At 39.7% G+C, this 18,259-nt stretch carries 18 protein-coding genes, 1 tRNA gene, 2 rRNA genes and 1 pseudogene; 20 read left to right on the forward strand and 2 right to left on the reverse strand.

The annotated features are described in order from the left end of the window. From K364_RS0105265 to K364_RS0105275, 3 genes are all read left to right on the forward strand, one after another. Positions 1-1,677 (forward strand): 23S ribosomal RNA (locus tag K364_RS0105265); the annotation flags it as partial. Between the two features lie 165 nt (positions 1,678-1,842). After that, positions 1,843-1,953, forward strand: a 5S ribosomal RNA gene (gene rrf / locus K364_RS0105270). Between the two features lie 62 nt (positions 1,954-2,015). Continuing rightward, positions 2,016-2,090 (forward strand) — tRNA-Asn (locus tag K364_RS0105275). A gap of 130 nt (positions 2,091-2,220) precedes the next feature. Here the strand turns inward: K364_RS0105275 and K364_RS0105280 are convergent. Beyond that, positions 2,221-3,120 carry a diaminopimelate dehydrogenase gene (locus tag K364_RS0105280; RefSeq protein ID WP_028307148.1) on the reverse strand — a complete coding sequence of 300 codons (900 nt, stop codon included), beginning with the start codon at positions 3,118-3,120 and terminating at the stop codon, positions 2,221-2,223. Between the two features lie 296 nt (positions 3,121-3,416). Between K364_RS0105280 and K364_RS0105285 the strand changes: the two genes are divergently transcribed. From K364_RS0105285 to rsmI, 15 genes and pseudogenes are all read left to right on the forward strand, one after another. Next, positions 3,417-3,662, forward strand: coding sequence for a hypothetical protein (locus K364_RS0105285; RefSeq protein WP_028307149.1), 246 nt, complete (start codon positions 3,417-3,419; stop codon positions 3,660-3,662). Positions 3,663-3,758: 96 nt separating this feature from the next. Beyond that, complete coding sequence (locus tag K364_RS0105290) at positions 3,759-4,484, forward strand: response regulator transcription factor (protein WP_028307150.1); 726 nt, start codon at positions 3,759-3,761, stop codon at positions 4,482-4,484. A 23-nt stretch (positions 4,485-4,507) separates the two neighbouring features. After that, on the forward strand, positions 4,508-5,884 hold the full coding sequence (locus tag K364_RS0105295; protein WP_169734741.1) for a sensor histidine kinase: 1,377 nt from the start codon (positions 4,508-4,510) through the stop codon (positions 5,882-5,884). 119 nt (positions 5,885-6,003) lie between these two features. Next, the gene (locus tag K364_RS25435) at positions 6,004-6,831 is read left to right on the forward strand and encodes a GerMN domain-containing protein (RefSeq protein ID WP_051533820.1); all 828 of its coding nucleotides are present in this window, start codon (positions 6,004-6,006) and stop codon (positions 6,829-6,831) included. Between the two features lie 227 nt (positions 6,832-7,058). Further along, positions 7,059-7,496: a hypothetical protein gene (locus tag K364_RS0105305; RefSeq protein ID WP_028307152.1), complete on the forward strand. Its 438-nt coding sequence runs from the start codon at positions 7,059-7,061 to the stop codon at positions 7,494-7,496. A gap of 195 nt (positions 7,497-7,691) precedes the next feature. Continuing rightward, entirely contained in the window at positions 7,692-8,459 is a 768-nt protein-coding gene (locus K364_RS0105310; RefSeq protein WP_028307153.1) for a polysaccharide deacetylase family protein, read from the forward strand. A gap of 133 nt (positions 8,460-8,592) precedes the next feature. Then, positions 8,593-8,775: pseudogene (locus K364_RS26105) on the forward strand (SelT/SelW/SelH family protein); the annotation flags it as partial. A gap of 176 nt (positions 8,776-8,951) precedes the next feature. Next, on the forward strand, positions 8,952-9,155 hold the full coding sequence (locus K364_RS27845; RefSeq protein ID WP_084295525.1) for a sigma factor G inhibitor Gin: 204 nt from the start codon (positions 8,952-8,954) through the stop codon (positions 9,153-9,155). 85 nt (positions 9,156-9,240) lie between these two features. Then, on the forward strand, positions 9,241-10,653 hold the full coding sequence (locus K364_RS0105320) for an aminotransferase class I/II-fold pyridoxal phosphate-dependent enzyme (protein ID WP_028307154.1): 1,413 nt from the start codon (positions 9,241-9,243) through the stop codon (positions 10,651-10,653). Between the two features lie 10 nt (positions 10,654-10,663). Next, positions 10,664-11,302 carry a dTMP kinase gene (gene tmk, locus K364_RS0105325; RefSeq protein ID WP_028307155.1) on the forward strand — a complete coding sequence of 213 codons (639 nt, stop codon included), beginning with the start codon at positions 10,664-10,666 and terminating at the stop codon, positions 11,300-11,302. After that, entirely contained in the window at positions 11,295-12,137 is an 843-nt protein-coding gene (locus K364_RS25440; RefSeq protein ID WP_051533821.1) for a DNA polymerase III subunit, read from the forward strand. The genes tmk and K364_RS25440 overlap by 8 nt, the downstream gene beginning before the upstream one ends. Before the next feature lie 21 nt (positions 12,138-12,158). Next, a complete protein-coding gene (locus tag K364_RS0105335; RefSeq protein WP_028307156.1) occupies positions 12,159-12,968 on the forward strand; it encodes a PSP1 domain-containing protein in 810 nt (269 codons plus the stop codon). A 16-nt stretch (positions 12,969-12,984) separates the two neighbouring features. Then, positions 12,985-13,290, forward strand: a complete 306-nt coding sequence (locus K364_RS22935) for an initiation control protein YabA (RefSeq protein ID WP_051533822.1) — start codon at positions 12,985-12,987, stop codon at positions 13,288-13,290. Next, on the forward strand, positions 13,287-13,973 hold the full coding sequence (locus K364_RS22940) for a tRNA1(Val) (adenine(37)-N6)-methyltransferase (RefSeq protein WP_035268163.1): 687 nt from the start codon (positions 13,287-13,289) through the stop codon (positions 13,971-13,973). The genes K364_RS22935 and K364_RS22940 overlap by 4 nt, the downstream gene beginning before the upstream one ends. Before the next feature lie 50 nt (positions 13,974-14,023). Continuing rightward, entirely contained in the window at positions 14,024-14,872 is an 849-nt protein-coding gene (rsmI, locus tag K364_RS0105350) for a 16S rRNA (cytidine(1402)-2'-O)-methyltransferase (protein WP_028307157.1), read from the forward strand. A gap of 44 nt (positions 14,873-14,916) precedes the next feature. Here rsmI and K364_RS0105355 read toward each other — a convergent pair whose 3' ends face one another. Beyond that, entirely contained in the window at positions 14,917-15,168 is a 252-nt protein-coding gene (locus K364_RS0105355) for an AbrB/MazE/SpoVT family DNA-binding domain-containing protein (protein ID WP_028307158.1), read from the reverse strand. 257 nt (positions 15,169-15,425) lie between these two features. Between K364_RS0105355 and metG the strand changes: the two genes are divergently transcribed. Together metG and K364_RS0105365 are read left to right on the forward strand one after the other, a co-directional pair. Further along, the gene (gene metG / locus K364_RS0105360; RefSeq protein WP_028307159.1) at positions 15,426-17,369 is read left to right on the forward strand and encodes a methionine--tRNA ligase; all 1,944 of its coding nucleotides are present in this window, start codon (positions 15,426-15,428) and stop codon (positions 17,367-17,369) included. Continuing rightward, positions 17,369-18,136, forward strand: a complete 768-nt coding sequence (locus K364_RS0105365; protein ID WP_028307160.1) for a TatD family hydrolase — start codon at positions 17,369-17,371, stop codon at positions 18,134-18,136. The genes metG and K364_RS0105365 overlap by 1 nt, the downstream gene beginning before the upstream one ends. The last annotated feature ends 123 nt before the right edge of the window (positions 18,137-18,259 follow it).

An 18,259-nucleotide genomic window follows, 5' to 3' on the forward strand; every position in this document is an offset into this window, starting at 1 on the left:
AAGGACATGTGGAGAGCTAAGAAGAGAGAATGCCGGTATGAGTATGCGAGAAAGAGGTGAGAAACCTCTTCACCGGAAGCCTAAGGTTTCCTGGGGAAGGCTCGTCCGCCCAGGGTAAGTCGGGACCTAAGCCGAGGCGTAAAGCGTAGGCGATGGACAATCGGTTGAAATTCCGATACCACCATATAACCGTTTGAAGGAAGTGGTGACACAGGAGGGTAGGTTAAGCGCACCGTTGGTCGAGTGCGTCCAAGCCAGTAGGAGGTAGAGGCAGGCAAAACCGCCTCTATGCTAACTCCAAGAGGTAACGGGGAGCGAAAATAAGTAGCGAACTAACTGAGCCCACACTGTCAAGAAAAGCCACTAACGAGGTTATGAGGTGCCCGTACCGCAAACCGACACAGGTAGGCAGGGAGAGAATCCTAAGGTGAGCGAGAGAACCCTTGTTAAGGAACTCGGCAAAATGACCCCGTAACTTAGGGATAAGGGGAGCCTCATGTAGGGTAGGTATTTAAGCAAATACTGGCTCGAAGAGGCCGCAGAGAATTGGCCCAAGCGACTGTTTAGCAAAAACACAGGTACCTGCTAAGGAGAAATCCGAAGTATAGGCGCTGACGCCTGCCCGGTGCTGGAAGGTTAAGGGGAGAGGTGCAAGCCTTGAACTGAAGCCCCAGTAAACGGCGGCCGTAACTATAACGGTCCTAAGGTAGCGAAATTCCTTGTCGGGTAAGTTCCGACCCGCACGAAAGGCGTAACGATTTGGGCACTGTCTCAACAGGGGGCTCGGCGAAATTGTAGTACCCGTGAAGATGCGGGTTACCTGCGGCAGGACAGAAAGACCCCGTGGAGCTTTACTGCAGCCTGATATTGGGCTTTGGCATGTTATGTACAGGATAGGTGGGAGACTGAGATACTAGGGCGCCAGCCTTGGAGGAGTCAATGGTGGGATACCACTCTTAACATGCTAGGGTTCTAACCAGTATCCATGAAACTGGATATGGGACAGTGTCAGGTGGGCAGTTTGACTGGGGCGGTCGCCTCCCAAAAAGTAACGGAGGCGCCCAAAGGTTCGTTCAGCACGGATGGAAATCGTGCGTAGAGTGTAAAGGCAGAAACGAGCTTAACTGCGAGACAGACAAGTCGAGCAGATACGAAAGTAGGGCTTAGTGATCCGGCGGTACCGAGTGGAAGGGCCGTCGCTCAACGGATAAAAGCTACCCCGGGGATAACAGGCTTATCTCCCCCAAGAGTCCATATCGACGGGGAGGTTTGGCACCTCGATGTCGGCTCATCGCATCCTGGGGCTGAAGTAGGTCCCAAGGGTTGGGCTGTTCGCCCATTAAAGCGGTACGTGAGCTGGGTTCAGAACGTCGTGAGACAGTTCGGTCCCTATCCGCCGCAGGCGCAGGAGATTTGAGAGGAATTGCCCCTAGTACGAGAGGACCGGGGTGAACAAACCTCTGGTGCACCAGTTGTCGTGCCAACGGCACAGCTGGGTAGCTAAGTTTGGCAGGGATAAGTGCTGAAAGCATCTAAGCACGAAGCCCCCCTCAAGATAAGATTTCCCACTGGCAAACCAGGTAAGACACCTGAGAGAACATCAGGTAGATAGGCCGGAGGTGTAAGGGCAGTAATGTCTTTAGCTGACCGGTACTAATAAGTCGAGGGCTTGATCTAAACAAACAGAGGTCAGAGGTCGGAAATCAGAAGTCGGATTAGAAGCACAATTGGCTATGCCAATTGCAACGAGTACTGACATCTGACGACTGACATCAGACATCCGTTCTTGCAGGTAGAAAAAAGCTGTGTAGTTTTGAGAGAGTAGAAAAACTCAAAAAGATTTTCGGTGACGATGGCGGAGGGGTAACACCCGTTCCCATACCGAACACGGAAGTAAAGTCCTCCAGCGCCGATGGTACTAGGTTCTCCTGGGAGAGTAGGTCGTCGCCGAACTAAATTTTTAACACTAAAGCTTAAATCAAATATGGTTTAAGCTTTATACAAATCCTCAATAATCCTCGGTAGCTCAATGGTAGAGCACTCGGCTGTTAACCGAGTGGTTGCTGGTTCGAGCCCAGCCCGGGGAGCCATCATTTGAACTTAACTAGCTAATACAGCTAGTTTTTTTGATTCGTGGATACTTTTTAACAACAATAAATAAGGCCTGTCTCCTAAAACTATGGGCAGACCTTATTTATTTTACTTCCAAAAGAAAATAAACTAAACGAGCCTACTAATTAAATCATCTCTATCTCCGTATAAATAGTCAATTATAGGAATTTCTATCATTGTATAGGCACCAGGCTTTTGCTTGAAGCTGGCCCTGGCAGAAGCTACCATGATCTGAGCAGTTAGGGCGGGATTATTAATCCTCATTTCAAATGTAAGTAACTGATTATGAGTGTCACCAGAAACCCCCTTACGTTCCATTAGCACACCATGTCCCATATCTATTAGTGCTTTAACATCATCAACAAAAAATACCTTTGTTTCATCATTTATAAAGTATGGATCGTTTAAAATGGTATCTTCCACAACCTTGGAATTCACATTAGCTTCTAGTTCAACATACACCAGTCTTCTATGAACACCTGTACCCGTTGGTATGGTCATTGATAGAGCATCCTTTACACCTGAAATGGCTTTAACGGCTACTGAGTGGCCCATGCTCATACCAGGCCCAAAGTTTGTGTATGTAATACCCTTGGGAGCCATGAATTCAAACATGGACCTGATCATTGAATCGCTTCCAGGATCCCAACCGGCGGCTATTACTGCAACTGAGTTACCTTTTTCACCACTTTTCTGAAATGAATTTCGAAGGGCAACAATTTTTTCGTGGATATCAAAACTATCAACAGTATTAATGCCAAGTTCAAGAATATCCCTGCCATATTCCTCTACAGAGCGAGTTGGTGTACATAAAAGGGCCACATCCACCTCCTTTAATTCTCTAATATGGCTAACTATAGGGACCTCCTTTAACTCTATAGGCACAGGTTTCCCCAAAGAATCAGGTCTTCTTACAACTCCTGCCAACTCCATGTCTGGAGCGGCTTTAACTGCCTCATAGGCATACTTGCCAATATTTCCATAGCCAACTATAGCCACTTTGTACATAAATGCTGTATCCTCCCTTGTATATTTTTATAAAGCTATTTTTCTTTAATAAAGTAACATTAGATAGTGTCCAAGTCAATAGTAAGAGTGATTATTATTATCCACCCTTCTGGGGAAAAATCTAAATCAGCAATAATAGTATAATTTTGGAATGCTTGCACATAGAATATTATAATTCTACTTTTTATTATGGACTGAAGGATTACTTGCAAACCAATTAGACATTAAAAGATGAACTCATATGTATATTTAATTGCACCCAGAAATAAAATAATTATTTTTAGGGGTTGATAGTGGTGAAGGTTATAAAAAAAATTCTTGGGCAAAAGAGAGTAAAAATACATGAGCAGGATGATTTGTCCAGGTTGTTGACTGAAATTGATGAGGCCAAATTGGCTTTAAATTATGCCCAGCAAAATCTAAACTATGCTGAGGAGTACTTTATTGATGCTGCAGCTAAAGAAGTGGAATTTAGTAAAAGTCGGCTAAATGCACTTTTAAGAAAATATAAGGAAGAAAGGGCAAAACAAGAACAGGCTTAAATCACTCCCATAAAACAGGCGCTCCTATGAAGTGAAATTTCACAAAACCTTTTTATATGATAAAATAGAAAAAAGCATTTATGGGGTGTGAAATAGGTGTCCACAGGGAAGGCAGAAAAAATCTTAATAATTGATGATGAGATATCCTTTGTGAAGGGGTTAAAGCTTCAACTAGAAAATCAAGGGTTTAATGTAGATAGTGCCGGCAACGGTTTAGATGGATTGGATAAAATCAAGGCTGGTGTTTACAGTCTAGTGGTTCTTGACTTAATGCTTCCAGGTATGGATGGAATTGAAGTTTGTCGTAAAATAAGAGAGTTTTCAGTTGTTCCAGTTATAATGCTGACAGCCAAGGAAGATGAAATAGATAAAATCCTGGGATTGGAAGTTGGAGCTGATGATTATTTAAACAAACCTTTTAATTTTCGAGAGCTTTTAGCACGTATCAAGGCCTTATTAAGAAGAGTGTCCTGGGATGATACTGATAAGGTTTCAAAGCGCAAGGCAGAAGTATACTTAACTCCCATAGGTGAATTAACGGTGCAGTGGGATACTAGAAAGGTATTTTTGGGCAGTGAAGAGGTTATTTTAAGTACAAAAGAGTTCGAAATACTAACCCTCCTATCCCATTACCCAGAAAAGGTTTTTAGCAGGGATGAACTATTAGATAAGGTATGGGGCTATGATTACTTTGGAAGTCCTAGAACTGTAGATGTTCATATTAGAAGGCTAAGGGCTAAATTAGAACCTGAACCAGAAGAGCCCCAAATAATATGTACCAAGTGGGGAACGGGATATTATTTCAATGGACAGCGTGGGTGAGCTTCATGAGGATAAGCCTTAGATTGAAATTAGTATTAAGTTATCTTTTATTAATATGTTTTCTTGCATTAGCTTCAGGGCTGCTGTTATTTAATTATTTTACAGCTGAATATGAGAGTCAGTATAAGGTTAATGTTTTTACCCAGGGAAGCATTGCTGCCAATGCCGTTAGAAATAATTTTGCGAGACCCTCTTCTATGGTGGAAGAAGTAAGAGAGTTAAGTAGGCAGTTTAACCTGCGTATTTTAATTATTAACCTTGAAAACCGTGTGCTCGTAGATTCCCAAAGTGGACAGGCTAATGACCTTACCAGGGAAATAATTAAGCACGGTGAGGCTGTAACCGCACTGCAAGGTACTAGTTCTGCACGCATTTATACTATACCAGGCCATGGTGAGGTTATGTATGGGGCAGTACCTATCTTTAAGGACAAAGAGGTAATAGGTGCGGTATTCCTCTCCAAATCATTGGGGGAATTTACAAATTTAAAACATGAGATGTTAGCTAGAATTTTTATTAGTACTGGTTTAGGCAGCATGGTAACTATTATTTTCAGCCTATTGTTTGCCAGTTATCTTACCAAGCCTCTAAATCAGCTAACAAGGGCGGCCAGAAAGTTTACTGAGGGCAATCTTTCATACAGGGTAAGCTATAAATCAAAGGATGAATTTGGCCAATTAGCAGAGACTTTTAATAAAATGGGAGATGAATTGGAAAATCAAGATGCCGTTAAGAGAAGATTTATTGCAGATGCTTCACATGAAATAAGAACGCCATTGAGCACCATTAAGGTTTTGGTACAATCCTTACAGAATTTAAATGATTTTAATAGGGATAAAGTTATGGAATTCTTATATGACATGGAACTAGAGATTGACAGACTTTCAAGCCTTGTTAATAATCTGTTAGAATTAACAAAAATCGAATCGCAAAAAGAAGACCCCGTAAGTTTGGAATTAGTGCAGGTAGACGCTTTGATTAGAAAGGTATATTACAGGCTTAATACAATGGCCCAAGAAAAAGAAATTCAAATAATATTAGATGTGGAAAATGTGAAAGCTCATAGTGATTACAATTCGCTTTATAGGATAGCCTATAATCTGGTGGAAAATTCCATAAAATATACTCCCCCAGGGGGAAATATAAAAATAAAACTGAAAGAAGATAATAATAAAGCTGTTCTAACAGTTGAGGATACAGGAATAGGAATTGCAGATGAAGATTTGCAAAAGATTTTTGATAGATTTTATCGGGTTGATACTGCCCGAACCGGTGGGCAGGGAGGTTTTGGTCTTGGGTTATCACTGGTAAAAGAGTTATGCTTAAAATTGAATATAGACATTTTTGTAGAAAGCCAGTTAAATAAAGGAACAAAATTTACACTTTATATAAAAAGATAAAATCACAATCACAAATGTTTAATACTTTTGTAATAATTTTAAATTATAATGTAACAGATCCTTAAAAGAGTTGTAATAAAATAAGGGTATCATGAAAATGAAAGGAGTGATACCATACCATGAAAAAAGCATTAATATTGGTATTGTTTGTAGTAATGGCCTTGTTTTTAAGTGCATGTGGAAGGGGGGTATTAGTTGGGCAATCACCTCCCGCTGAGGCTTCCCCTGATACACCTATTGTTGAACCAAGTGTAGCATCTGAGAAGCTGGAGGTTGCCCTGTATTTTTCTGACTGGCAGGCGCAGCATGTAATTCCTGAGTTTAGAGAAATTGACAATGACAACGCCAATCTTGCTGAAAGGGTAGTAAAGGAATTTCTAAAGGGTCCTGAACAACCCCATCTCTACCGGACATTTCCTGAAGATGCCAGGGTTTTAAGTGTGGAAGTAAAAGGAGATACAGTATATGTTAACTTTCAAAGTGGAATTAATATTCCGGGAAGTGCAGGTGAGGGTGCAGCTATTAGGTCACTATTTTTAACCCTGACAGATTTACCAGACATAGAAAAGGTGCAGGTCCTGGTAGAGGGAAGAAGTGATGTGAGCTTTGGGGGACATTACTTGCTATCTGAGCCAGGAGAAAGACCCCAGATAGTTACCTATCCAATATTCCTTGATGAAGAAAGGGCCAGGTGGCTGCAGGAAAGGGCTGACCAGGGTTTAGAAACCTGGAGATTTGATGCTGTTCAGGTTGCTGCTAGAGAAGGTAGAATGTTGGGCTTTAATGAAGATTCAGTTTTTGAGCTGATAGAGACTTCCAGCGGGGCCAACCCCAGGGCCTATGTAAAGGCTGTACATGAAGAACAGGAATATATAATTGAACTGGTTCAGCCAGCATCTAAAGGCGATACAGGTGTATGGATGATTATTAATATTAATGCCAGTTAAACCATTGTAATAGTAGAATTTAAGAAATGAACCTTACTCTTAAAAGTGTGGAGTAAGGTTTTTTATTGCCTTTAGGGCATCAAATCTTATCCACCTATTCCCAGATATATATATTACAAATAAAGGGCAGAATCATAAATAACTATATTGTCTTTTTTAATTTATCTTTCCAAGAAACTGTATATTGCCAAATTTTAGTTTTATGACAAGTTTGTGAGGAGCTTGGTATGAGAAAAGACGTAATAATTTTTGGTTCACTAGCAGGAATAATAGGAAACGTGGTTAAACTAATCGTTTCCTTACCTTTATATTATACTGGATTAATAGATAAAACATATATACATATTGCCAGTGGCTACTATTCCGATGAAAACCTGGAGTGTTTTTTTGCATTTATAAATGGCCTACTTACAGATTTAATTTACGCGGCTTTTTTAGGAGTACTTTTTTATCTAGCTTTGAGATATACTGATATGAAGTATGCCAAGCTAAAAGGCATTCTTTTTGGTGGCTTTATTCACGTGGTTAATAATGGTGTTTTGGTATTTGAAGGGTTTAACAAGGCTCTTTTTGATGACCCAAATGCTTTTTTTCTATTCTTCCCAACAATAATTTTTGGGTTGACAACTTGTTGGGCAATAGAAAGATTTGAAAAAGAACATTAACAAGCCCTGTTGATTAAGCAGGGCTTTAATTTGGCCTAAAGTATAAAGATCATAAGGTAGATAGTGGTCGGCTAAAACTTAAGGGTCAAAGCCTGAATGGTTTTATATTTTGAAAGGGATTTAGTAGTTATTTTTCTTAAAGACATCAATATATTTATAGTGGAGGTCAACGGATAAAAACAGGAGGGATTTTCGGTGAGAGTTTATTACATTGGCAGAAGAGAAAAGCTTATTGCCTGTATTGTAGGAATATGTTTATTAATGATTGCAATAATTTTATTTTTAAAACCCTGGGATGCAGTCACTACTAGTAAAGGAAACAGGCTGCTGCCTGTATACAAGGTGGCGACAGAAGAGAAGAAGCTGGCAATAAGCTTTGATGCTAGTTGGGGTGCCACCAGGACAGACAGAATACTGGACATTTTAGATAAATATGAGGTAAAAACCACATTTTTCCTGGTGAATATCTGGCTTGAGGATTACCCAGATAAGGCAAAGGAAATTATAGCCAGGGGTCATGAAATTGGAATGCACTCAGTAAGTCATCCCGATTTTACAAAGCTAAATGAAGAGCAGATAAAAAAAGAACTCCTTGACAATCAAAAAATGATAAGGGATATTACAGGCTTTGAAGCTGATCTTTTTAGACCACCCTTTGGGGCTTATAATAATAAGCTGATACAAATATGCAGTGAGCTTAATATCTACCCAATTCAGTGGAGTATTGATTCTCTTGACTGGAAAAGCATATCTACAGCTGATATGGTCAAAAGAGTAACCAGGGCAGACGCGGGAGATATTATCCTGTTTCATAACGATGGTGCCAATACCCCAGATGCCCTGGTGGAAATCCTGAAAAATTTTAAGGAAAGAGGATTAAAGGTAGTACCTATTTCAGAGCTTATTTATAAAAATGATTACTATATTGATGTAAATGGAATCCAGCATACGAAAAAAAGGTAGAAAAATGTCATAGGCCCATTGTATAATTAAATTGCTACAACAAAAGTTTTGCGCCCTGAGCAAAGAGAAAGGAACGGAAATAACTATGAAGTATATTGATATTATTTTTTGTGCTAACTGAGGGTATCAGCCCCAGGCTGCTCGTGTAGCAGAAGAAATTCAAAGAGAATATCCTGAAGTGGAGATTGAAGAAATTCCAGGTGCTGGGGGAGTTTTTGATGTAATAGTAGATGGTAAAACCATCTACTCCAAAAAGGAAACAGGGCGTTTTCCTGAAAAGGGGGAGACCCTAGAACTTATTAAGAAACTTTTTTAAAACATCTTAATCAAAGGTAAATAAAAAAATAATTTAAACCATTAAAAGGTAAAATTTAGCGAAAACCTGGCAATACTAAGGAATAGGGCATGCTTATCCTTTTTTTCCAGCGTTTCTCTTGCAACTTTGCAAAAGGGGAGCATACAATGAACTATCTTTATTGGTAGGTGATAGCTATGACTAACCAGTGTAAAGACAACGCAGCTCCAATCTGTATTATCTGTAAAACTACACCTTTTAATGGTAACCATGGTGGGCTATTAATCAGATCCAAACTAATTTGTTCCACTTGCGAAACACGAATAATCCGAACACCCTTGGATGATCAATATTATGCAGATTTTAAAGAAGAGATAAAAACAGTATGGTATAACTGCTAGGGTACAGCACATTGTATTCTAGCTTATTTTTTTTATTTATGCTAAAATTGGACAAAGTATTGAATTTTTTAGCAAGGAGCATGTTGTGCCTGATATCCATAACACACCTATTATAGACTGCTTAAAAAAATACCTGCTGGAAGATAACCTTCGTCTGCATATGCCAGGGCATAAGGGAAAGCCCATACTGCCTGATGATAATCTTGCAGCATCTAACATATATGGCATGGATGTTACTGAAATTCCAGGCCTTGATGACCTGCATAATCCCAGGGGAGCAATAGCAGAATCTGAAAGACTCATTGCTGCTACATTTGGAGCCAGTTCTTCTTATTTTTTAATAAATGGAGCCACAGCTGGAATTCAGGCATCCTTTTTAACGGTCTGTACCCCAGGAAAAGAGGTGCTCATTCCGCGAAACAGTCATAAATCTGTTTTATCCTCACTATTTTTTACAGGAGCCAGGCCTGTCTATGTTCCTGTGGAATTTCATGAAGAATATGGTATACCACTTGGAGTAAATCTGGCCTCCATAAATAAAGAGAAGCTGCAAAAGATAGAGGTTGTATTTAATGTAAGACCCACCTTTGAGGGTGTTGTCCAGCCATTATTAATGACAGATATGGACTGTACTCAAATTGTAGATGAGGCCCACGGGGGACACTTAAAATTTAGTTATTTTTTTCCAAGGAGTTCAGTTGACTTGGGGGGAGATTATGTAGTACATGGAACCCATAAAACCCTTGGATCACTTACACAAACAGGTCTTTTACATGCAAGCGGACGGGTGAACAAGGCAAAGCTAAGACAGGCCCTTTCCTTTGTTCAGTCTACAAGTCCTTCCTATGTACTGCTGGCATCCTTGGAACTCATGAGATACAATATTGAAAAAAATGGTGCAGCACTAATAGCCAACTGCCTTGAAGCTGCGGATTACATAAGAAAACGAGTAAATGAGATAAGTGGCTTTCACTGCCTGCTCCCTGAGGAAGTAGCCCCTAGAGAATTAGATCCAACTAAAATAGTTGTTATCTGTAATAAGCTAAGGGGCCATGACCTGGGCATATTACTTAGAAAGGACTACGGAATCCAGGTAGAGATGGCCCAGGTCAACTATGTTGTTGCCATGATCACTATTAATGACACTATAGAAACAGGTAAAATATTTGTGGATGCCATAAGGGATATAAGCAAAAGACTTAAGGATGAAAATATTGATAGCAGGCCCCCAGTAAAACTGCCTCCTATACCACCCCAAAAAATAATACCACGGGAAGCATTGTTTGCCGGCAAGAGGCAAGTTAAAATAGAAGAGTCAAAGGGTTTGATATCTGGGGAAACCTTTTGCCCATATCCTCCGGGGATACCTGTTATCTATCCGGGAGAGGTAATTACAGAGGATGCGCTTGAATATATCAAGCATATAAGGGCATCAGGTGGACACTGGCAGGGCTTTAGTGATCAAGAATTAAATACTATATTAATAGTTGAAGAATAAGGAGAATACCATGCGAGGGATTTTTATCACAATGGAAGGGCCAGATGGGTCTGGAAAATCAACCCAGGCCAAAAGGTTATTTGAGTATTTACGAGGAAAGGGGTATAATGTTGTTTTAACCAGGGAGCCTGGGGGAACATCTGTTGGGGAGCAAATTAGAAACATTTTATTAAATCCAGACAATAGTGAGTTGGGTTTTAAAACAGAGGTTCTGCTGTATGCTGCTAGTCGGGCCCAGCATCTTGAAGAGGTTATCATCCCCGCACTAAAGGAGGGGAAAACTGTTATTAGCGACCGATTTGTAGATTCAAGCATAGCTTACCAGGGTTATGGGAGGAGCCTTAATTTGCCGTTAGTTGTTGAAATAAATAGGCTTGTTGTGGAAAATTATATGCCTGACTTAACAATACTCCTGGACCTGCCTGTTGAAGTGGGGTTGGAAAGGATACGCAAAAAGCAAAAGTCCATGGACCGTCTGGAACAGGAGGCAATATCCTTTCATGAACAGGTGTACCATGGATTTAAAAAATTAGCCTTTAATGAAAAACGCATAAAAACTGTTTCAGCTGATGGCAGTGAGGATATGATTTTTGCCCATATAGTTAAAATGGTTGAAGAAAAGCTTAAGGAGGTTAACTTGATTGTATAGCAACCCAATGAGCTTATTAAAACAAAAGGCAGCAAAGGATCAGGTGGTCCATGCTTATCTTTTTCTAGGATCTAATGACCTGAGAAAAAATGCTGCCCAACTGGCAATGATATTAAACTGCCTGGATTTAAAGGCTGATGGGAATGCATGCGGTGTTTGCACCAGCTGCTACAAAATAACCACAGGTTCTCATCCAGATATTTATATATTAAGGCCAGATGGGAGCTCAATGAAGATACACCAGATCAGGGAAATGCAAAAGCATCTTGCCTACAAAATATATGAAGGAAAATACAAGGTTATAATATTAGAGGAAGCTGACAAGCTAACACTACAAGGGGCAAATAGCTTGCTGAAAATTCTGGAGGAGCCCATGCCCCAGACAATATTTATTTTACTGGCTGCCAGCCAAAGAGAGATACCTGATACTATTATTTCCCGCTGCCAAAGAATATATTTTGGTGAGGAAGTAGATCAGCATGATTACCCTGAGACTATAAAAATCCTAGAGGATGTGTTTAGTGAAGATTTTGCAAGGACTCTTTCGCTTATAGAAAAACTAGAAAAGGAAGACAAAGAACATTTAAAACAAAGAATTAACGGTTTAATGGTTTTAATCAGGGACCTGGTTGTTTTAAAATCAACAAAAGAGGAGAAGCTGATAAATATATCCCAACTATCAAACAGCAGCTTAGAAAAAATTGCAGTAAACCATGAGAAATTGGTAAAAATACTGGAAAAGCTATATAAAAGCTTAAAAGATTTAGATAGAAACGCAAATAAAAGATTGCTGCTTGAAAGCCTGTTCTTAACTATGAAAAGAATAAGTCAGTAGTCTCGGCGAGGAGGCATTTATATGTATAAAGTAATTGGCATACGGTTTAAGAGGGCTGGTAAAATATATTACTTTGCCCCCAATGGATTTGACCTTGTTGTGGGAGACAAGGTAGTTGTAGAAACAGCTAGAGGCCTTGAATATGGAGAAGTGGTGGTAGGGATAAAAGAGGTTTCTGATGAAGAGGTGGTTCTGCCTCTAAAAAATGTTATTAGAAAAGCAACGTTAGAAGATGACAGGCAGGCAGAGGACAATATTCTAAAGGAACGGGAGGCTTTCGAAACCTGCCAGCAAAAGATAGATGAGCATAATCTGCCAATGAAGTTAATTGATGTGGAATATACCTTTGATGTTAGCAAAATCATTTTTTACTTTACAGCTGAGGGCAGAGTAGATTTTAGGGATCTTGTAAAAGACCTTGCAAGTATTTTCAGAACTAGAATAGAACTGAGACAGATTGGTGTAAGGGATGAAGCAAAAATGCTGGGTGGATTGGGCTCTTGTGGGCGAGTTTTATGCTGTCATTCCTTTTTGGGGGATTTTGAACCAGTATCAATAAGAATGGCCAAGGACCAAAACCTTTCATTAAGCCCTAGTAAAATTTCTGGAATATGTGGAAGGCTCATGTGCTGCTTGAAGTATGAAAATGATTTCTACGAAGAAGAAAGAAAGAAGGCCCCTAAAATTGGCAAAATGGTTAAAACCCCACAGGGAACTGGAAAAATCATTGACGTTAATATTCTAAAATCCACAGTCAGAGTGGAGATGGTTGATGATGTCCAGATTCTAGATTTTGGATTTGGAGATATTGAAGAAATCCAAGTCAAATAGAATGGAGCTGTTTAGGATGAAGCTTACAGAAGCCCTAATGGAAATGGAACAACGCCTTGAAGACATGTTAAAAGAGATTAGAGACCTGAAGATGCATGTTTATGCTCTTGAACAGCAAAATGAGCTGCTCCTTGCACGTGTATACAATGATGAAACAGAAGACAGGGGCTACAATAATTTACAGAAGCTATACAAAGAAGGCTTTCATATTTGTCCGGCTCAATTTGGCGGCATTAGGTCTGAAGGCAAGGACTGCCTTTTTTGCCTGGGGTTTTTTAAAAAGCAGTTTTCAACTGATACCTTTAGAGAAGGTTCAAAATGATGCTCCTTGAAGGTGAAAGTCTCGAGGATATTGGTGGCGGATTAAAAATTATTCAGAGTAGAAATTACTATAGGTTTTCTGAAGATAGTGTTTTGCTAGCTGATTTTGTAGATCTAAACCCAGGGGATAGCCTGTTAGATATAGGGACGGGTTCAGGCATCTTACCCCTGCTGCTGATTCAAAGAGAAAGAAGCTTGAATATAATTGGGATTGAAATACAGCAAGAACTAGCCAGTATGGCGCAGAGGAGTATTAAATATAATAATTTGGAAAAAAGCATTAGAATTGTGCATGGTGACCTGCGGGAAGCCGGCAAATTGCTTCCGAGAACCAGATGGGACAAGGTTATTACCAATCCTCCCTACTTTCAGGTTAATGAAGGCAGAATTAGCCCTAGAAAAAATATAGCAATAGCAAGGCATGAAATAAACTGTACCCTGGCAGACATTATTAGGACAGCAGGTTTACTTTTAAAAGCAAAGGGAAGCTTTTATGTAGTTTATAGGTACCACAGGTTATCTGAGCTACTGACCCTATGTCAGGAAAACTGTCTTTACCCTTATCAGCTTCAGCCTATATCTGCACATAAAAACAAGCCTCCCCACCTTGTACTGCTTAAATGCCTACATCAGGAAGAGGTTAATTTAGTAGAATTACCGACATCTTATCTTAATAGAGCTTAGGGAAAGCATGGGGTTACATATTTTATAATTAATGAAGAGGATTTTTGTATATGGAAACTGGAAAGCTTTTTCTGTGTGCTACTCCAATAGGTAATCTAGAGGATATAACCTATAGAGCTGTGCGAATTCTAAAAGAGGTTGATTTAGTAGCTGCTGAGGATACTAGGCAAACCCGTAAACTGTTTAATCATTATGAAATTAAAACAAGTATTACAAGCTATCATAAGTTTAATATAAAGCAGAAAACCCCTTTGCTTATAGAAAAACTAAGGCAGGGGCTAAATATTGCCGTGGTTTCAGATGCAGGCCTGCCTGGAATTTCAGATCCGGGTATGGAGTTAGTTTCGGAAGCAATTAAAAATGGTATTCATGTAGTGCCAATTCCAGGACCATCTGCAGTGACTACTGCATTAGTGGCTTCAGGCCTAAATGCCAGTGAATTTTCTTTTCATGGATTTTTACCCTCAAAAAGAAACTTGAGAAAAAAGTTTTTAACAATGCATGTAAATACCCCAAACACCTTAATATTCTACGAATCTCCCCATAGGCTTATTCAATCTTTAGAGGACATACAAGAAATTTTTGGGGAACGAATGGCTTGTGTTGCCAGGGAACTTACCAAAAAATTTGAAGAGTTTACAAGAGGAAAGCCTGCAGAGCTGATTGAGTACTACAGGGAAAAAGGGGTAAAGGGAGAAATAACCCTGATTATATCTGGAGCAGAAAAACAATCAGCAGGGGAAGCTTTAGATATGTCAGGCCTTTTAAGAAAGGTTGAAGGCCTTATTGAGGATGGATTACATAAAAAAGAAGCCCTTAAAGTCATTGCAAGAAAATACAATGTCTCCAAGAGAGAACTGTACCAGGAATTTGAAAAGCAAAATAGAGTGACAAAATAAAAAGGCCGCGCTGTTTATGCACGGTCTTTTATGTAAGGAAGTATTTAGGAAGCTTGAGAGGCCATTGCTGCAGCACATTCCTTGCAGACATTCTTTCCTTTAAAGTTATTGATGTGCTCAGCATTTCCACAGAATACACATGCTGGCTCATATTTTTTAAGGATAATTTTCTCGCTATCTACATAAATTTCTAAAGCGTCTTTTTCATCAATGCCTAGAGTTCTTCTAAGCTCAATTGGTATAACAACCCTCCCAAGCTCGTCCACCTTACGTACAATACCTGTAGATTTTAACATTTTTCCCCCTCCTAATTTCAGCAAACTTCGACAACTTAGCTAAATGGTACCAAGGTTGGTAGTAAAAGTCAATACATAATATGACTTTTTTCTACATTTTTTTCATATTTTTAGGGTAAACTTGACATTGAACCATATATTACCTATAATATGGTTATCGTATTGATGTGTAGGTCTTTCACCTGCTTTAGGTGGGGCCTTTTCTTGTATTATCACGGCAACATTTTTTAGCATTTTGAAATTAGGAGGAATCAGTAATGAGCAATAAAGAAAGGTTCTATGTAACAACTCCCATCTACTATCCAAGTGACAGGTTACATATTGGCCATGCACTTACTACTACCATGGCAGATACACTAGCCCGCTACAACAGACTCCAGGGCAAAGAGGTTTGGTTTCTCACAGGCTCAGACGAGCATGGGCAGAAAATTCAAAGGAAGGCTGAGGACGCTGGCCTTACTCCTATTGAATATGTAGATAAAATAGTTGCCACCTTTCAACACCTGTGGGAGCAGCTGGATATTCAATATGATGACTTTATTAGAACATCTGAAGACAGGCATAAAGAGGTTGTGCAATACATATTTAAGAAGATTTATGATAAGGGAGACATATATAAATCGGAATATGAAGGCTGGTACTGTACTCCCTGTGAGACATTCTGGGCACAGAGGCAGCTTGGAGAAGAAAAGGTCTGTCCAGATTGTTCAAGACCTGTAGAGCTTTTAAAGGAAGAAAGTTACTTTTTCAAAATGGGCAAGTATGCCCATAGGCTCCTGGAGTTTATAGAAAACAACCCTGAGTTTATACAGCCAGTTACCCGAAAGAACGAAATGGTAAATTTCATCAAACAGGGTCTAGAAGACCTTTGTGTTTCAAGAACCACATTTAAATGGGGCATTCCTGTTCCAATTGACGAAAGGCATGTAATCTATGTTTGGTTTGACGCCCTGACCAATTATATATCAGCCCTGGGGTACTCGAAGGAAAATGACGAGTTGTTCCAAAAGTTCTGGCCAAGTGCCATCCACCTTGTGGGAAAGGATATAGTAAGATTTCATACAATTATCTGGCCAATAATTCTTATGGCAGCAGATATACCCCTGCCCAAAAAAGTCTTTGGCCATGGATGGCTTCTTGTAGGAGGCGGAAAAATGTCCAAATCCAAGGGAAATGTAGTTGATCCCCTTGTGCTGGTAGATAAGTACGGTAGTGATGCTATTCGTTATTTCTTATTGAGAGAAATGCCCTATGGCTCAGATGGCTATTATTCTGAAGAGGTTTTAATTGAAAGAATCAATACTGATTTGGCAAATGATTTTGGCAATTTGCTAAGCAGAAGCACAGCAATGATTAATAAATTCTGTGGTGGCAGTGTTCCTATACCAGGAAAGCTAGAGGCAATAGATGAGGAACTAAAGAAAATGGCTCTAGAGCTCCCAGACAAAGTGGATAAATTCCTGGACAAGATCCAGTTTAACGGTGCATTAGAGGAAATCTGGAAGATTATTAACAGGGCCAACAAATATATTGATGAAACAGCACCATGGGCTCTTGCCAAGGGTGAGGATACAGGGGAAAGGCTAAGTACAGTTCTTTATACATTGATTGAAGTAATTAGATTTGTGACAATTCTAATTAAACCTTTTATGCCAAAAACTCCTGATAAGGTTTGGGATCAATTGGGCATATCTGATAAAAAAGAAATTCAAACCTGGGATAGCTTAGGTCAATGGGGACTTATGCCTGCAGCCACCAGAATAAACAGGGGGGAGGCCCTCTTCCCAAGACTGGATAAGGAGGAAATGCTGCAGGCTTCACAAGCTGCAGAGAGTACAGCATCACAACCAGTTGAAGAAAGGAAAATTGAAATACAACCTGAAATATCCATTGAGGACTTTATGAAGGTAGATCTACGTGTGGCAGAGGTTTTAGAAGCACAAAAGGTTGAAAAGGCGGATAAACTTCTTAAGCTTAAACTAAAGGTGGGTAATGAAGAGAGAACTGTTGTAGCTGGCATAGCCAAATACTATGAACCTGAAAAGCTGGTGGGTAAAAAAGTAGCCTTTGTAGCAAATTTAAAGCCTGCCAAATTAAGGGGCATCATGTCCCAGGGTATGGTTCTGGCTGCTTCTGATGATGATGGGCTGGCCCTATTAATTCCTGATAAAGATATGGCTAGTGGGTCAAAGATAAAATGATGGAACTGTTTGATTCCCATGCCCACTTGAACAACGAAAAGTTTGCTGAGGATTTGCATGAAACAGTCCTAAGGGCTGAGGCAAACCAGGTTTCATATATCCTTAATGTGGGCTGGGATATAGAATCCAGCAAAAAGGCAGTTGAGCTGGCACAAAAATATCCTAACCAGTATGCAGCAGTTGGCATTCATCCCCACGATGCAGATACGTATAACCCTGAAGCTGAAAAAATTCTTGAACACCTTGCTGCTAACAAAAAAGTAGTAGCAATAGGTGAAACTGGTTTAGATTACTACCGAAACCTGTCACCAAGAGAGGTTCAACAAGAAGCTTTTAAGAAGCATATTTCTCTTGCAAAAAAACTTAATAAACCATTAATCATCCACGATAGGGATGCCCATCAACATATAATGGAGATATTGAAAAAGGAAAGGGCGTCTGAAGTAGGAGTAGTGCTGCACTGTTTTTCTGGAAGCCCGCAAATGGCTTTAGAATGTGTAAGAATGGGATGGCATATATCCCTGGCAGGACCAGTGACCTATCCCAATGCAGTCAAACCTGTCCAGGTGGCTCAAGTTGTACCAATAGAAAAGTTATTTATAGAAACTGACTGTCCATATCTGAGTCCTCAAGCTGTACGGGGCAAAAGAAATGAGCCGGCCCATGTTAAATATGTAGCTGAAAAGATAGCCCAGATAAGGAAAAAGTCTATAGAAGAAATAGCTTATCATACAACTGAAAATGCCAAAAGGTTTTTTAGAGTCTAATTTTATACATTTTACAATATTTTACATAAGACTTATATATTCAAAACGCCAGAAACGCTCTGGCGTTTTCGCCATTGTTAGGATGTTATATCCATTACCCTAAAAACCCAGCCTGACTAAAAA

Origin of the sequence: Desulfitibacter alkalitolerans DSM 16504 (assembly GCF_000620305.1) — a bacterium.
GTDB classification, from domain to species: domain Bacteria; phylum Bacillota; class DSM-16504; order Desulfitibacterales; family Desulfitibacteraceae; genus Desulfitibacter; species Desulfitibacter alkalitolerans.

Bases quoted from the DNA above. Each gene is read 5' to 3' on its own strand.
- K364_RS0105280 (WP_028307148.1), bottom strand. From the start codon at position 3,120: ATGTACAAAGTGGCTATAGTTGGCTATGGAAATATTGGCAAGTATGCC.
- K364_RS22940 (WP_035268163.1), top strand. From the start codon at position 13,287: ATGATGCTCCTTGAAGGTGAAAGTCTCGAGGATATTGGTGGCGGATTA.
- K364_RS0105365 (WP_028307160.1), top strand. From the start codon at position 17,369: ATGGAACTGTTTGATTCCCATGCCCACTTGAACAACGAAAAGTTTGCT.
- K364_RS27845 (WP_084295525.1), top strand. From the start codon at position 8,952: ATGACTAACCAGTGTAAAGACAACGCAGCTCCAATCTGTATTATCTGT.
- tmk (WP_028307155.1), top strand. From the start codon at position 10,664: ATGCGAGGGATTTTTATCACAATGGAAGGGCCAGATGGGTCTGGAAAA.
- metG (WP_028307159.1), top strand. From the start codon at position 15,426: ATGAGCAATAAAGAAAGGTTCTATGTAACAACTCCCATCTACTATCCA.
- K364_RS0105305 (WP_028307152.1), top strand. From the start codon at position 7,059: ATGAGAAAAGACGTAATAATTTTTGGTTCACTAGCAGGAATAATAGGA.
- K364_RS25435 (WP_051533820.1), top strand. From the start codon at position 6,004: ATGAAAAAAGCATTAATATTGGTATTGTTTGTAGTAATGGCCTTGTTT.
- rsmI (WP_028307157.1), top strand. From the start codon at position 14,024: ATGGAAACTGGAAAGCTTTTTCTGTGTGCTACTCCAATAGGTAATCTA.
- K364_RS0105335 (WP_028307156.1), top strand. From the start codon at position 12,159: ATGTATAAAGTAATTGGCATACGGTTTAAGAGGGCTGGTAAAATATAT.
- K364_RS0105355 (WP_028307158.1), bottom strand. From the start codon at position 15,168: ATGTTAAAATCTACAGGTATTGTACGTAAGGTGGACGAGCTTGGGAGG.
- K364_RS22935 (WP_051533822.1), top strand. From the start codon at position 12,985: ATGAAGCTTACAGAAGCCCTAATGGAAATGGAACAACGCCTTGAAGAC.